A 14,838-nucleotide genomic window follows, 5' to 3' on the forward strand; every position below is an offset into this window, starting at 1 on the left:
CGGTGGTGGCCGTCAGGACTGATACTGGTCCCGATATTTCAGGACCTGCTGTACGTGGGCCTTCCACTTGGCCGGCACGCCCTGTTCCCGCCTCACCGGCACCACGCCGGACACGTAGAGAGCGGCCAGCTTGGCGGCCGGATCCCCTGGCACGTCGGCGATCTGAGGGCCGAGCCCGCAGAAGAAGCGGCCCATCGCGGGCAGGGACAGCTCGGGGGAGAAGGGCGGCTTCGGCATCGGGTCGTTGATTCCGTTGGGCTGCCAGTACTGGAGGACTCTGGGGGTCCATCTGGCGATGCCGAACTCGTCGGCGGCCGGGTCGCTCAGGTCGGGGTCGAAGTCGCTGGCCGCCTTCACTACAGCGGCCACGAGCGCCGGCGACAGACCCGCGACGTCGTGGCACCAGGTGCCCGCCTGAATGATCAGCGCCCGGTACTGAGACGGGATATCCGCATCCGCCCGCAAGCCCATCCCCGCCTTTGGAGGCCCTGGCTCGGACGCCTGTGGAGTCCCGGCCGCGCTCGGAGATCTGGACGGCTGTGCGGATGCGGACGGTCCTGCGGATCCGGAGGGTCCCGTAGATCCGGACGGTCCCACGGACGCGGACGGTCCTGCGGATCCGAGCGGCGCTGAGGATCCGGATGGTGAGCCGGTCACTGTGGACGACCGGTCGGTGGGACGCAGCGTGAGCACCGCGGCGACCACCGCCAGGGCGACAGCCACGGCGCCCACCCCGGCCAGCACCGCCTTGCCCCGCTCCGCGCCCGCGCCGAGATCCGCACCAGGGCCTGCGCCCGCGCTTGCCCTCGGGCCTGCGTCTACCCTCGGGCTTGCCCCACCACCTGTGCCTGCTCCCGGGCCTGCGCCTGCGCTTGCCCCCGGGCCTGCGCCAACACCCAGTCCGGCCCCACCCCCTGTGCCCGCTCCCGCGCCACCACCGTGGTCTGCGCCTCTACCTGGGCCTGCACCTGCGGATGCGTCTGCACTTGCGTCCGCTCCCGCATCTGCGATCGCATCTGCACCTGCGGCCGCACGGCCGCTTGCGTTCTCGCCGGTGCCCGTGCTTCTGTACGCGGCGGTCTCCTCGTCCGCGCGTCCGGGGGGCGAGGTTCCCGGTCGCCGCTCCGAATCCGCCCCGCCCGCCGGGAACGCCCTCTCCGGGAGTTCGCCCTCCGGGGGTCGGACGTCCGGGAACGCCCTCTCTGGGGGGCCGTCGCCCACGGGCGTCTCCTCTGGGAGTCCGTCGCCCACGGGCGCCTCGTCCGGGAATGCGTAGCCCAGGGGTGCGTCGTCCGGGACTGCGGCGCCCACGGGCGCGTCGTCCGGGGCGTTGAGGGCGGCGGCGAAGGAGGTGATGCTTGGCCAGCGGCGGTCCGGGTCCGGGTCGATGGCCTTCATGATGGCCGCCCCCACCTGTACCGGCACCTCCGGCCGCAGCCGGTGCGGTGCCAGCCGTACCGAGCCCGAGGCGGGCAGCTGGCCCGTGAGCAGGTGGTAGGCCATGGCGCCCAGCCCGTGCACGTCGGCCCGCTCGTCCGGGGCGCCGTCCAGGCGCATCTGCTCCGGCGCCATGTACCCGGGCGAGCCCGCCGCGATGGTGTGGCTGGTGGCGTCGGCCAGCGAGCGGGCGACCCCGAGGTCGGCCACCATGAGGCGCTCGCCACCGCCCGGGAGCGCGCGAAACAGCACGTTCGACGGCTTGAGGTCGCGGTGCACGATGCCGAGCCGGTGCAGCACCGTCACGCCCTCGGCGATCTCGCCGAGGACGCGGAGCGCTGCGGGTATGGGCAGTGGGCCGTCGAGTACGCGCCCCGCCAAAGACCCCATGTCGGCATAAGTCATGACGAAGTACGGGCGGCCATCCGGAAGTTCGCCGATGTCGTGGACTTGGACGATGCGCGGCGAGTCCGCCTGGCGCAGCAGTCGGGCCTCCTTGACGAACCGCTCGCGTACGGCCGGTTCGGCGGACCAGTTGTCGGCCAGCACCTTGATCGCCACATAGGAGTCGAGCCGGTCGTCCCGGCCGAGCCACACTGTCGCGAACGCGCCCGAGCCCAGAACGCGCTCGACGGGATACCTTCCGATCGCATCCACAGTTGAGTTGACCTTGTCTGGGGGATCTTGAGTCAGACTCTCTCACGACCGGGTCTGGCCGGACAGCCGAACCGGGATTACGTTCTTGGGTGTGGACAGCGCGCTAGAGATTCTGGCTTTTCTCTTGGGGGTTTCGCTCGCTCTGTTCGTGCTGATCAGCCTGGCGGTCATGGTGCCGGGGCGGGGTTCGGCGCGGAGGATGGAGACGGGCCCGGTGTGGCTGGGCGGTCCGTCCGGGAGCGAGCACGGCGTGAGCACCTCGGGCCTGGTGCTGGCCGACCGGGTAGCTCATTGGGCGCCGGCGCCCGAGTCCGACTGGGTCGCGATGGCGGAGACGGCCGAGCCCGGCAGGCGCGTCGGCGGCGCTTCGGCGGGATGGTGATGGCGATGCGCGGACTGACCTCGGCCCAGGCCGACGACATCAGGCAGGCGCTCCACGTCGCCGAGCGGCGCAGCGGCCTGCGCTTCGGCGCCTTCCTCGGCGCGCCGGTCGGCGGCCGGCGGCACTTCGCCGAGCGGCTGCACGCAGCGCTCGGCGAAGAGGCCGACGAGGCCGTGTTGATCTTCGTGGACGTCGCCGGACGGGCGCTGGAGATCGTGACCGGCGAGAACGCCCGGCGGCGGCTGCCCGACACCGCGTGCCGGCTGACCGCTATGTCGATGGCCACGGCGTTCAGCGCCGGCGACCTGGTGGGCGGGCTGCTGTACGGCATCGGCATGCTGGGCGAGCAGGCCACCGCCAGGCGGTAGAACGGGCGTCGCCTGCGCCCCCGCGGTAGGCGACGCCCACCCCGTCTTTGTAAGCGAGGCGGGCGGCGGGGTCACCCTGGAGGCTTCCAGGGGGCAACCCAGGCCCAGAGCGTTGAGGCCCTAGCAGGCCCAAAGAGCAGGCCCAAGCGTCAGCGTTGGAGCAGGCCGGCGACGTGCTCGCTGACGCCTGCCAGCAGTGTGGCGGGCACGATCGGGGCGCGGCCGATGGCCGAGAACAGCGCGGGCAGGCCGGGCAGCGGGAACCCGTCATCCTGGAGCGCGGCCGAGCCGATCTCGTTCTTGTCCAGCGCCGACCGGCTGCGCTGCCAGGCGTCGAGCACCTCTTCCGGCGAGGGCACGCCGAAGCCGTGGCCGACAGGCGCCGCGTGCCGCAGGCGTACGAGCGGCGTCTCCGCGAACGCCAGCGCGGTGCGGGCCCGTACGTGCAGGTCGGCGCGTTCTTCCGGCTCGATCCAGTGCATCGCCGTGCACGGGTTGCGGCAGTCGGCGACGCAGACGGCCATCGCGCCCGCCACCTGGCTGTGCTGCCGGTCGAAGTACGCGCGCCAGCCCTCGGGCGGCTCGCTCGCCACCCGCAGGGTCCGGTTGGTGGCCGACTGCTCAGACTTGGTGTGGTCGCACTCGCGGTCGCCGATCACGCCGAACCTGCTGCCCGGCGCGCTCAGCCCCGCGGGCCAGCGCGCGGGGTCGCCGGCATGGCCGAGATGCGGCTCGTAGGCCAGCAGCGGCAGGTATTCGCTGGCGATGTGGACGGCGGCGATCATCGGGCTCAGCTCGCGGCGCTCCCAGCGGACGGCGATGACCTCCAGCAGCAGCCCGTAGGCGGGCCGCAGCGACTCCAGCGCGCCGCGTGGCTGCTCGCGCGGGGTCTGCGGCATGTGGCAGGCCCGTGCCCGCCGCCGCAGGTCCGCGGGCACGGATTTCGCCTCGACCGCGAAGTCCTCGGCGTCCAGCGAGAGCAGTCGGCTGCCGAACTCGCACACGTCGGCGATCTCCTCGGATGAGGCCAGTGCTCCGAGGTCGGAGAAGGCGTAGCGGCGGGCCAGCGCTACGAGCAGATCGCGAGTGGTATCCACCCGATCACCCTACTCACGACCGGATAGTCGCCTGTCCGGCCGAGACCGGTAGGAGGGCGGCTAGGTGTGGCAGGGCGCCTTGATGCATTGGATGTCGCCCGGTGGCTCGCTGACCGTCGGCTCGACCGTGGGCGTCGTCGGCTCCGGCGTGGTGGGCGGGTCCGTGGGCTCGGGCTTGTGGGTGGTCGGGGTGGCCGTCGGCGTGGGCGTGGTCGGGCGGACGGTGGCCGTGGCGGTGGGGGTCGGCTTGTGCGAGCCGCTCGGCCGCGATACGGGAAAGGACTTCGACGGGGGAGCCAGGGGCTTCTTGCTCGGGGTGACGGCGCTCGTGGGCGTGCCCGAGTCCTGCGTGACGGGCGGCAGGACGCTGCCGCTCTGCTCGGTCGCCTGGTCGTCGCGGATCCACACCGACCCGGCGACCGCCAGGGTCACCAAGACCGCGACGGTCACGGCCAGCGCGGCGGCCAGCGCGCGGCGGCCGCGTGGCGTGGGCGGCAGGTCCGGCGTGGGCGGCAGGTCCGGCAAGTCCGGCGAGTCATGGGCCTTCCTCGCCGCCTCGGCCATCAGCGTGGCCGTCGGCCAGCGCCGGTCCGGCGTCTTTTCCAGCGCTCGCGTCACGACCTGGCGCGGCCCCGGCGGCACGTCGGCGGGTAGGTTCGGGACGGGGGCGTGCAGATGCTTGTAGATGATCTGGACAGGAGTGTCGCCATCGAACGGCAACCGCCCGGTCAGGCACTGGTAGGCGACCACGCCGAGCGCGTAGACGTCGACGGCCGGGGTGACGTCGCTGGCGGTGGCCATCTCGGGGGCGCAGTAGCCGGCCGAGCAGAGCATGGCGCCGGTGGCCGTCAGCTGGACCGCGGAGACCGAGTGGGCGATGCCGAAGTCGGTGAGCGCGACGCTCCCGTTGGGCCGGACCATCAGGTTGGCCGGTTTGACGTCGCGGTGCACGATGCCCTGCGCGTGGGCGGCGGCCAGCGCGTCGCCGACCTCGGCGACCAGCCGCATGGTGGCCGCCGGATCGAGCGCCTCGCGGCGCAGGACGCGGTCGAGCGACTCGCCCTCGACGAACTCCATCACCAGGAAGCTCACCTGGCGCCCGTCGACCTCGGAGGTGCCGTAGTCGTAGACGTCGACCACGCCGGGATGCCGCAGCGTGGCCATCGCCCTGGCCTCGTTCTGGAAGCGCTGGGCGAACTTCGGATCCTCGGTCAGGGCGGGGATGAGCACCTTGACCGCCACGGTCCGGCCGAGCACCGTGTCGGTGGCCCGCCAGACCTCGCCCATGCCGCCGCCGCCCACGCGGCTGATCAGCGTGTAGCGATCGTTGAGGCTGGTCCCGGATCCGAGCACGTCTTCGAGGCTAACACCGCGACCTCGATGGACGCGCCGGATCCGGCGCTCAGAACGCCCCTGTGGTAGTGCCTCCCGTTCCCGAGGCGGGGCTGGTGAAGGTGCTGTTGCCACCGGGTTGCCACTGGTCGGCGGTGTCGGGGAAGTTCGTCTCCTGGCGCTTGACGCACTTCCACTCGATGGCGGTGTTCGGCGGCAGCTTGCCGATCGTTCCGGTCCAGGTCGGGTAGGCGGTCGGCGACAGTTTGACCGCGCTGGCCACCGACCAGCCGCCGAGCTGCGGGACGCTGCCCACGGCGTAGACGGACTGCCCCGTGGTGGTCGTGCCGTTGTCGCATCTGAACGTCATCGACGCCGGAGCCTGCCCGAGCGTGAACGCGAACGTCTTGGCGGTCGTGACGCTCGTGCTCGCCGACTTGGCGACGATCAGGTTCCCGCCCGCGTTGTACCAGCCGCTGGTCGCGGCGTCGAAGGCCGCCTTGGTGGCGTGCTGGGTGAGCGCGGTGCCGTTGAGCGTGACGGCGGACGCCTGGGTGTCCGAGACCAGCTCGACCACGTTCGTCCTGCTCGCGGGCGCGCCGGTGTAGGTGCCGCCGGCCGCGGCCACTGTGACGGTCGCCGCGCCGCCGCTGAGCTGCTGGCTCAACAGCGTCGTGCGTACGGCGCCGCTCTGGTAGCCGGTCGTCGCCCCGTCGTCCTCGTACAGGGTGAAGTTCGAGGCGGCCGGGTCGGCGTAGACCCGGGCCACCAGCTCGTTCCTGGTGGTGGAGTCGGTCCGCTTGCCCACGACGTTCATGGTCTTGTCGTCCACGTACATCTTCGGGATGATCGCCCCCGCCCTGGCGAACGCCGGCAGCCGGAACGCGCCGCCGACCCAGAGCGGCCGATCGGTGAACCACTGGCCGGTGCTGGTGAGCTTCTCGCCCGTGGCGTAGTCGAACCAGGAGCCCGCCGGCAGGTAGACGTCCCGCTTGCGCTCGTTCGCGCCCGCCACGACGCCGACGAGCAGGTCGCGGCCGATGAGCTTCTCGTGCCCCATCTCGCGGACGTTCGCGTCGTTCTGGTACTGGTACACCAGCGGCGGCACCACCGGCTCGCCGTACAGGTAGGCCCGGTGGGCCAGCGAGTAGTAGTACGGCGCCAGCTCATACCGCTGCCGGAGGTTGGCGAGGTTGCTGGCCGTGTGCCCGATCGCGTCCGGCGAGGTCTGCGCGCAGTTGCACAGGTTCTCGGTGTGCGGCCGGATCGGCACCTCGAACCAGGCGCCGTCGGCGAACCACTGCGTGTAGAGCTCGTTCAGGTCGGAGTCGAGCATCTCGCGGCGGAATCCGCCGATGTCGGAGCCGTAGTAGTCGATGCCGGACATCGACATGTGCAGCTGCGCGTTCTGTTGCTGGGCCAGCGCGGTCAGCTTGGAGCCGATGTCGGCCGACCACATGGCCACGCCGTAGCGCTGCATCCCGGCGGCGCCGGAGCGGGCCAGCACGAACGGCCGCTTGGTGCTCGACGCGTAGCCCCTGGCGATGCTCTCGGCCCACTTGAGGTTGTAGACGTTGTGGTAGTCGGCGTGGGCGTGCTTGCCGGGCAGTACGCCGGACGTCCAGTCGGACGCGTCGTACATCTCGGGCTCGCCCAGGTCCAGCCAGTGGCCCATGATGCCCTGGTCGATGAGCGGCTGGCGCTTGGTCGTCTGCCAGTAGTCGGCCGCGGCGTCCTGCGTCCAGTCGATCATGCCGCCGCGGCCCCACCAGTCGTTGGAGGTGAGGTAGACGGGCGAGCAGGTCGCGCAGCCGGATCTGACGAGGTAGCCGCGGGTGGCGAGGTCGGCGTGCTCGGCGAGGTTCTTGCCGACGTACGACTCCTCGATGGTCATCAGGCCGATGCCCTTGTTCGCCTGATAATCGGAAATAGTGGTCGCTGGGTTGGGGAAGTTGGCCGTGTCCCAGGAAAGCATGCCCATGCGGGTGTTGTCGGACCCGGCCGTAACCCCGCCGAACCAGGGCAGATCCAGGACGAACCCATCCACGGGGAACTTCGCCGCCCGCAGCCCGTTCAGCCGGCTGTCGATCTCGGCCCAGTTGTCATAGCCGAACTCCGACACCCACATGCCGAACGCCTTCTTCGGCGGCACCGGCGGCCGGCCGGTCAGCTCCATGTAGTCCTTGCGCAGGTCGGGCAGGTCCGGTCCGGTCATCGTGTACCACCTGAGCTGGTCGCCCCAGGTGTCGACCGTCCACGGGTCGCCGGTCAGGTTCCACTCCTGCTTGTAGACCTGGTCGAGCAGCAACCCGTAGTTCAGGTTCGACGCGCCGACCCCGAACAGCACGGGGATCTGCGCGTTGCCCACCGGTCCGTTGTCGGTGTCGTAGGCCATGGCGTTGCCGTACGGACCTCCCGGGGTCCGGCTGCGTCCCACCCAGTCGCCGTCGGAGCTGCCGCCCATGAAGAACTGCTCGCCCAGCCCGTACGCGTTCTGGATCGAGCCCTTGGTGATCGTCAGGCCCTTCCACGCCTGGGTCAGGTTGCGCGGGCACGCCTCGTACAGCTGCCTGACCGGGTCCGAGACCCGCACGCACAGCGTGCCGGCCGTGACCTCGACCTTCATCGAGGCCGTGGTCAGCGTGTTGCCGTTCTGGCTGAATGAGGACGGACCGGTGTAGTCCTTCTTCGCCACCTGCGGCGTGGTGAAGAGCGCGGAGCCGGTGCCGGGGCTGGTCCCGGAGGCCAGCTCGAAGTGGACGAGGTCGTCGTCGAGGAACTCGACGATCAGATAGACCGATCCGCTGGTGAACTGCACCCGCTGGACCGCCGCCCGCGCCTCGCCCGCGACGAGGAAGGTGCCTAGGAGAACCGTCAGAAGGACGAGAGCACGTTTCATGGCCGGCCCACCACCAGGTTGTCGAGGTTGATGCCGCCGGTGTTGGCCGCGTCATAGGCGATCTTGACGGTGTGCGCGCCCGCGGTGAGGGTCGTGGTGAGCGTGGCGGTGCCCCAGGTGTCCCAGTTCGCCTGCGCGGGCAGTGTGAGCGTGCCCGCCGCGACGCCGTCGACGTAGACCGTCCTGGTGCCGGCCACCGTGGTCGAGTAGCGGAACTTGAGCTGGTGACTGCCCGCCGCGTCCGCCTTGACCTGGAAGCTCACCGCGTCACCCGAGCTCGCGAAGTTGTCGACGAACCCGGTGCCGGTGTAGCCCGCGTGGTCGGTGTTGGTCGTCGTGCCGGTGCCCGTCCCGAACTCCGCCTCGTACGCGGCCTTGTCCACGCCGTTGAGCGTGACGGTCCTGCTGGAGGCACTGGCGGCCAGCTTGACGTAGGTGAGCTGCCGCACCGGGTCCCACCACCAGCCCTCGGCCGCCGCCTGGAGCGCCGCCAGCGTGGCCCGCGCGGTCGCGCCGGTCACCGATGTCGGCTTGGTACTGGCGACCTGGAGCGTGCTGGTCGTGGCGAGCGTGGGCACGGTGAGCGTCACCGAGTGTCCGGCCCAGTTCTCGGCCGAGCTGATCGTCCGGTTGGCGTTCGCCGAATCCTCGAAGTAGGAGTACGAGGAGCTGCCCGACGGGTAGATCCGGAAGACCAGGTTCGGATAGCTCGTGACGCTGTTGCCGATCTCGCCGCCGATCTCGTAATCGGCGTTGAGGTTGAGCGGGATGATCGCGCCCGGCCGGGCGTAGACCGGGATCGTGTCGAGGGCCGTGGCGTAGGACTTGGTGCCGGGGCCGGTGAAGCGGCCGCCGTTCCACAGGTCGTACCACTCGCCCGCGGGCAGGTAGACGTTCCTCGTCGTCGCGCCCTGCGTGGTCACCGGCGCGACGAGCAGCTGGGAGCCGAACAGATACTGCTGGTCCTGCGCCGCGGCCGTCGCGTCGCCGGGGAAGGCGAAGCTCATCGCCCGCATCATCGGTGCCCCGGTGGTCGAACTGGCCTTGGCCTCGGTGTACAGGTAGGGGATCAGGTTCATCCGGACGTTGGCGAACTTCCGGAAGGTCGGCACGACCGTCGTGTCGCCGCTGCGCGCCTGGACGTTCCACGGCGTGCGGGCCTCGGACGTGCCCGGGTTCGACTTCTCCGAGTGATACTGCATGACCGGCGAGAACGTCGCCTGCGCCGCCGCCCGCAGATAGAGCTCGGCGCTGGGGAAGTCGCCGGTGAAGCCCGCCAAGTCCCAGGCCGTGTACGGCACGCCGGACTGCCCGGCGCTGAGCTGGGCCCTGACCGCCTCCTGGAAGGCGGAGAAGCTGGAGTTCTGGTCACCGGCCCAGTAGATCGAGTTCTTCTGGCCGCCGGACGTGGCCGCCCGGCTGAAGATGACGTTGTCCGCGCTCTCGGCCTTGACGTAGTCGCTGTACGCCTTGGTGTAGCTGTTGGGGTAGGCGTTGTGCATCTCGTCGCCCTTGCGGCCGTCGGCGAACGTGACGCCCCTGCCGAAGATCGCCTCGCTGCCGTCGGTCTTGAAGCCGTCGATGCCGACCTCGTTGATCAGGTAGTCGCGCTTGCTCATCCACCAGTTGGTCGCCGCCGTGCTGGTGAAGTCGGGGACCATGCTGTCGCCGAACCACTGTCCAGTCGGAATTCGATACGGCGCGTTGGACGGATTTTTCGCGACAAAGCCCTGCGCCTGGGCGTAGCTCTTGTCGTTGAGATGCTGCTGTGGCGCGGTCGGGGGATTGGTGTCGAAGTTCTCCTTGAAGACCGGGATCTGCCAGAGAATCATCTTGATCCCCTTGCCGTGGGCGCTGTCGACCATGGCCTTCGGGTTCTGCCACTCGCCGCCCGCCGGGAAGGTCAGGTCGCCGTAGGCGAGCTTCCCGCTGCCGGCGCTCGGCGTGTACGTGGCGCCGTGCCACAGGTAGAACGTGGCCTCGTCGCTCCACTGCTCCAGCACCATCGCGGTGTGGGGAATCTTGTACGTACCGACCTTGTCCAGCTCGCTCTCGACCTCGGCCTGGGTGTTCCACTCGTTGGCCGACATCCACACACCGAACGCCCACTTGGGTGGCAACTGCGGCCGGCCGCTGACCGCGGTGTAGTCGTCCACGATCTCCGCGGGGGTGCCGGCGAAGAAGTGGTAGTCCAGCGTCGAGTCGAGCGCGCCGCTCGTGTCGACGGTGAACCCCGCCAGGTCACTGAGGTGGGTGTTGAGGTTGAAGATCGCGTAGCGGGTGCTGGGGAGGTAGACCCCGTAACCGGCCGAGTTCAGGAAGAACGGCACGCTCAGGTAGGTCCGCCGGGTGCTGCCCTGGTCGCGATACTGGTTGTAGACGTAGTTGTGCACGTCGGTGCCGCGCTGGTCGAGGCGGTCATAGCGCTCGCCGAAGCCCTCGAACCGCTCGCCCGACGGCGACATGAAGTGGTCCTCGATCTTGGTGACCGTGGTGGCGCCGTCGCTGGCCCAGCCGATGTTCCTGAACGTGGCGGGGTCGTACTGCCGGGTGATCAGCGTCGTCCCGTCGCCCTTGTAGACCGACAGGCGGTAGGGCGACTTCTGGATCTTCAGCACCAGGCTCGTGGTGGAGATGGTGAGGGTGCTCGCGGAATCCGTCACCGTATAGCCGGAGACTCCGGAAATATTCAGACCCTGGCCGCTGGGGGCGATCTGCGTGCGGAAGCGGTCGAGTGCCGGGAAGGCGAAGCGGATCTTCGGCGTGAAGCTCCCCGCGCTGTCACCGGTCGTGACATCTACCGACGTGCTGTTGTTGGTGTAGCCGGTCACGTTCGTCACCGTGCTCCACGAGGTGACCGTGAACGCGAACGGGCCCGTGCTCTTCTGCCCGCCGCCGTTCACGTCCGCGTTGACCGTGTAGGAGATCTTGTCGCCCCGGGCGAAGGTGCCCAGGTTGATCTTCCAGTAGCTGTTGTTGCCGTTGTTGTGGTCCCAGGCGGCGCCGATCGGCGTCTGGGCGGTCCCGTTCTTGGTCCAGGTCACCCAGACGGTCTGGCCGGACTCGATGGGCCAGGTGGTGGCGTTGATCTGGACCGCGTCCCCGGCCATCGGGTCACGGGGAGCACGTTCGGTCGGCTCGCTGGAGTAGAGGTCGTCGATTCCGGTCGGGTTGTGGAAGATGCCGTCGAGCGCGTACGCGGGGACGGTCACGAGGGAGGCCAGCAGGGCGATCACCGCGACGATGACGCCCGACCGTAACCGGATCACGGGGGAGCTCCTATCAGGTGGCGAACACGGGTGAGAGATGAGGCCAGTGCTCCGCCGCGCAGAGGACCGGCGGACGGTCGAGCGGCGCGGGCAGCGTGACCTCGCGCCCGCCGCGATGGGCGCGGCCGGTCCAGACGTCGACCCAGTCGCCTTCGGGCAGGTAGACCGGTTGCTCCGCGACCCCGGGCGCCGTCACCGGGGCCACCAGCAGCGCGTCGCCCAGCTTGTACTGCAGCGGATGCTTCCAGACGCGCGGGTCGTCCGGGTGGTCGAAGAACAGCCCGCGCATCAGCGGCGCCCCGCCGCCGACCGCCTGGCGGGCCTGCCCCGCCAGGTACGGCACGAGCCGCTCGCGCACCTTGGCCAGCCGCCTGAAGACGGGCAGCACCCGGTCGTCGCCGGTCTGCTCGGCCACGTTCCACGGCGTGCGGTCCCTGAGGGGCAGGCGGTGGTGGTTGAACTCCGAGTGGTACTGCATGATCGGCATGAACGCCGCCGCCCCGGCCGCCCGCAGATAGAGCTCGGCATCGGGCAGGTCACCGGAGAACCCGGCCAGGTCCCAGCCCCAATAGACGATCCCGCAGGCCGAGGCGGTGATCCCGGCCCTGATGGACGACCGGAACGCCGCCCAGGTCGAGTCCTCGTCCCCGGCCCAGAACGCGCCGTGCGGCTGCGACCCGGTGAACCCGGCCCGGCTGAACGTCACCGGCGCCTTGCCGTGCCGCTCCAGCAGCTCGCCGAAGGCGCGCGCGTAATGCACGGGGAACAGGCCGTTGCCGTCGTCGCCCCTGCGCCCGTCGGCGTAGCGCAGGTCGTGGCCCCACGCGTGCTCGCCGCCGTCGGTCTTGAACCCGTCCACGCCCACCTCGTCCACCAGGTAGGCGCGCTTGGCCGTCCACCAGTCGCGGACCTCGGGCGAGGACAGGTCGGGCATGAGCGCCAGCGGGAACCACCAGCCCCGGTTCCGGTACGGCCGGCCGTCGGCCTCCCTGACCCCGTAGCCGCGCTCGACCAGCTGCCGGGCGTCCACGGCCGCCTGGTGCCGGGGGTGCGGACGCATCTTCTGCAGCGGGATCTGCCAGAGCAGCACCTTGACGTCCCGCTGGTGCAGCTCGTCCACCATGCCCTTGGGGTCCGGCCACGGCCCGTCCGGCGGGAAGGCGTAGTCCGCCAGCCGGTGCGGCTCTTCCGACGGCTCGTACACGGCCCCTCGAAACGCCGTGAACGTCGTCTCGTCACTCCACGCCTCGATGACCAGTGCCCCGACGGGGATGTCGTGCTCGCGGTGCCGGTCCATCTCGGCCAGCACGCGTTCCTGTGTGTTCCATTCGTTGCCGCTGGCCCACAGCCGGAACACCCACGAGGGCAGCTCCGTCGGCCGCCCCACCTCCTCCAGGAAGTCCCGCAGCACCTCGGCCGGGGTCGCGCCGTCATAGAGCCGGACCGAGGGCTCGCCGTCCGGCCCCACCTCCGCCTCCACGACCAGCCGGTCCGGGGTGGACGCGCCGACGTCGTACCAGGTCCGCCTGGACGTCTCGACGTGGAACCCCCAGCTCGCCGCCCCGCCGACCACGAGCGCGAACGGCATCGGCAGGTACGTCCTGCCGTGCGCCCCCTGCGCCTTGTACTGCTCGAACACCACCGCGTCCAGCCGCCGCCCGCGCTGGTCCACCGCGTCGAACCGCTCGCCGAAGCCCACCACGTGCTCACCATCGGCCAGCGCCAGCTCGAACCGCACCCGCCGCGCCCCGTCGCCGCCGACCAGCCACCGCACGCTCCCCGGCACCACCCGGTCGGCGCCGCGCACGACGAGCTTCCCGCCGGTCCGGCCCCACGCCGCCGCCGTCACCTCGAACCACCTGCTGGTACGGCTCCCACCGTCGTCCAGCGCGGCCCGGAACCGGTAGGCGTACCGATGCCCGGCGCGCAACACGGGCGAGCGCGCCACCCACGATCCGGCGGCGGCCCGCGCCGCCCTGGCCTGCGCCGCGGCCAGATGCCCGCCGTCAACGGTCTCCGCCTCCGCTGCCTCCGCCGGGTCCGCTGTTTCCGCCGCGTCCGGGTCCGGTGCGGCACCCGACCTGGCCAGCGGCAGTTCGACGGGTGCCTTCCCGTCGGTCGCCCACTCGCACACCACCGAGACGACCTTCGCCGAGGCTCGCACCCGTAGCTCCACCGCCTCGCCGTCCATCGGCCAGGCGGGCACGCGCTGGTCCTCGGTCGTGGCGTACGGGTGCCCGGACCCGTACGGCCGATGCCGGATCATGCCCGCACCCCCAGCCCGTCCCGCTTGTTTTGATCGCCCAGCTCGTCGGCGAGGATCAGGTACATCCCGTGCGACCACAGCAGCGGCGTGGCCACGGTGCCCCATCGGTCCAGCCACTCCTGGAACCGCTCGGGCGCCAGCAGCCGGTCGGACACCTGCTCGGGCAGGTCACCCTCGGCCGTCGCCTGGGCCGCCATCCAGTCCAGGTACCGCCGGGCTTCCGCACGCCGCCCGGCCCGCGCGTGGTTCCAGCCGAGGAACCCGGCCAGCAGCACCCAGCGCCCGCCGCCGTAGAAGGTGTCGGCCAGGTAGCGGTACACGCCGCCGTCGACGGCGAGCTGCCGCTCCACCTCGGCCACCGTCGCCGCGCCGACCGGGTGATCGGCCGCGTAGAGCCCGAACGGCTCGACGCACGCGAGCAGACTGGCGTCCACGGCCTGACTGCCCAGCCATTTCGTGAGATATCCGGACTTCAGAGCGGCGGAGCCCGAGACGCCCTCGGCCGCCACCAGGGCCGCGATGCCCTCCACCGCCCGCCCCGCCGCCTCTGACTCGGCCCCGCTCAGCACGCCCAGCGCGACGGCCGCCCGCAGCCCGGCGTGCACCGCGCCCAGCGTCGCCACGTGCCGCTGCTCGACGTGCTCCTCCCACCAGTCGTAACACGGCATGTCCCAGAACGAGGTGAGATACCGGGCCGCCGTCCGCACCCCCTTCTCCACCCCCGGGACCGCCCGGCCATGCCGGAAGGAGTGCTCGCGCAGGGCCCACAGCCACGTGCCGTACCCGTCGAGCTGGAAGTCCCACCAGTCGACGTCCCCGTCCACACCGTCGAGTGTGAACCGCGTCGGCAGCATCTCGGCGGGCGAGACCGGTTCACCGCGTCCCGCGCGTGAGACGAGCGAGTCGACCTGTCCCGCCCGGTCGCCGATCACCCTGGCGCACCAGGTGTGAAAGGCGTCCGCACCGGCGGCGTCGCCGTGCCTGCTCACCCCCTCGGCGATGAACGCCCCATCACGCAGCCACGAGTAGCCGCGGTAGGCGGAGAAGGTGGGCGAGGCCGGGTAGGCGCCGGTGGGGGACTGGAGCCTCTGGATCAGGTCGAGGCTGTGCGAGACAAGGGACAACGAACTC

General features: G+C 70.8%; 9 protein-coding genes. 2 read left to right on the forward strand and 7 right to left on the reverse strand.

Annotation, left to right across the window (positions count from 1 at the left end):
• Positions 1–12: 12 nt before the first annotated feature.
• Positions 13–2,094, reverse strand: coding sequence for a protein kinase (locus AB0L53_RS32765; protein WP_364002125.1), 2,082 nt, complete (start codon positions 2,092–2,094; stop codon positions 13–15).
• Positions 2,095–2,185: 91 nt separating this feature from the next.
• Between AB0L53_RS32765 and AB0L53_RS32770 the strand changes: the two genes are divergently transcribed.
• A complete protein-coding gene (locus tag AB0L53_RS32770) occupies positions 2,186–2,476 on the forward strand; it encodes a hypothetical protein (protein WP_357953528.1) in 291 nt (96 codons plus the stop codon).
• A gap of 5 nt (positions 2,477–2,481) precedes the next feature.
• Entirely contained in the window at positions 2,482–2,844 is a 363-nt protein-coding gene (locus tag AB0L53_RS32775; protein WP_357953526.1) for a DUF5130 family protein, read from the forward strand.
• A 149-nt stretch (positions 2,845–2,993) separates the two neighbouring features.
• Here the strand turns inward: AB0L53_RS32775 and AB0L53_RS32780 are convergent, their stop codons facing one another.
• The 6 genes from AB0L53_RS32780 to AB0L53_RS32805 are packed head-to-tail and all read right to left on the reverse strand — an operon-like array spanning position 2,994 to position 14,831.
• Positions 2,994–3,941, reverse strand: a complete 948-nt coding sequence (locus AB0L53_RS32780) for a hypothetical protein (RefSeq protein ID WP_364002129.1) — start codon at positions 3,939–3,941, stop codon at positions 2,994–2,996.
• Positions 3,942–4,001: 60 nt separating this feature from the next.
• Positions 4,002–5,294, reverse strand: coding sequence for a serine/threonine-protein kinase (locus AB0L53_RS32785; protein WP_364002132.1), 1,293 nt, complete (start codon positions 5,292–5,294; stop codon positions 4,002–4,004).
• 49 nt (positions 5,295–5,343) lie between these two features.
• Complete coding sequence (locus AB0L53_RS32790; RefSeq protein WP_364002135.1) at positions 5,344–8,172, reverse strand: TIM-barrel domain-containing protein; 2,829 nt, start codon at positions 8,170–8,172, stop codon at positions 5,344–5,346.
• Positions 8,169–11,441, reverse strand: a complete 3,273-nt coding sequence (locus tag AB0L53_RS32795) for a TIM-barrel domain-containing protein (protein WP_364002138.1) — start codon at positions 11,439–11,441, stop codon at positions 8,169–8,171. The genes AB0L53_RS32790 and AB0L53_RS32795 overlap by 4 nt, the downstream gene beginning before the upstream one ends.
• A gap of 13 nt (positions 11,442–11,454) precedes the next feature.
• Positions 11,455–13,707: a TIM-barrel domain-containing protein gene (locus AB0L53_RS32800; protein ID WP_364002141.1), complete on the reverse strand. Its 2,253-nt coding sequence runs from the start codon at positions 13,705–13,707 to the stop codon at positions 11,455–11,457.
• The gene (locus AB0L53_RS32805; protein ID WP_364002144.1) at positions 13,704–14,831 is read right to left on the reverse strand and encodes a glycoside hydrolase family 15 protein; all 1,128 of its coding nucleotides are present in this window, start codon (positions 14,829–14,831) and stop codon (positions 13,704–13,706) included. The genes AB0L53_RS32800 and AB0L53_RS32805 overlap by 4 nt, the downstream gene beginning before the upstream one ends.
• Positions 14,832–14,838: the final 7 nt, after the last annotated feature.

The sequence above is a fragment of the Nonomuraea sp. NPDC052129 genome, assembly GCF_040680095.1.
In the GTDB taxonomy this organism is placed as follows: Bacteria; Actinomycetota; Actinomycetes; order Streptosporangiales; family Streptosporangiaceae; genus Nonomuraea.

Coding starts and splice junctions, on each gene's coding strand:
- AB0L53_RS32775 (WP_357953526.1), top strand. CDS start 2,482: ATGCGCGGACTGACCTCGGCCCAGGCCGACGACATCAGGCAGGCGCTC.
- AB0L53_RS32790 (WP_364002135.1), bottom strand. CDS start 8,172: ATGAAACGTGCTCTCGTCCTTCTGACGGTTCTCCTAGGCACCTTCCTC.
- AB0L53_RS32800 (WP_364002141.1), bottom strand. CDS start 13,707: ATGATCCGGCATCGGCCGTACGGGTCCGGGCACCCGTACGCCACGACC.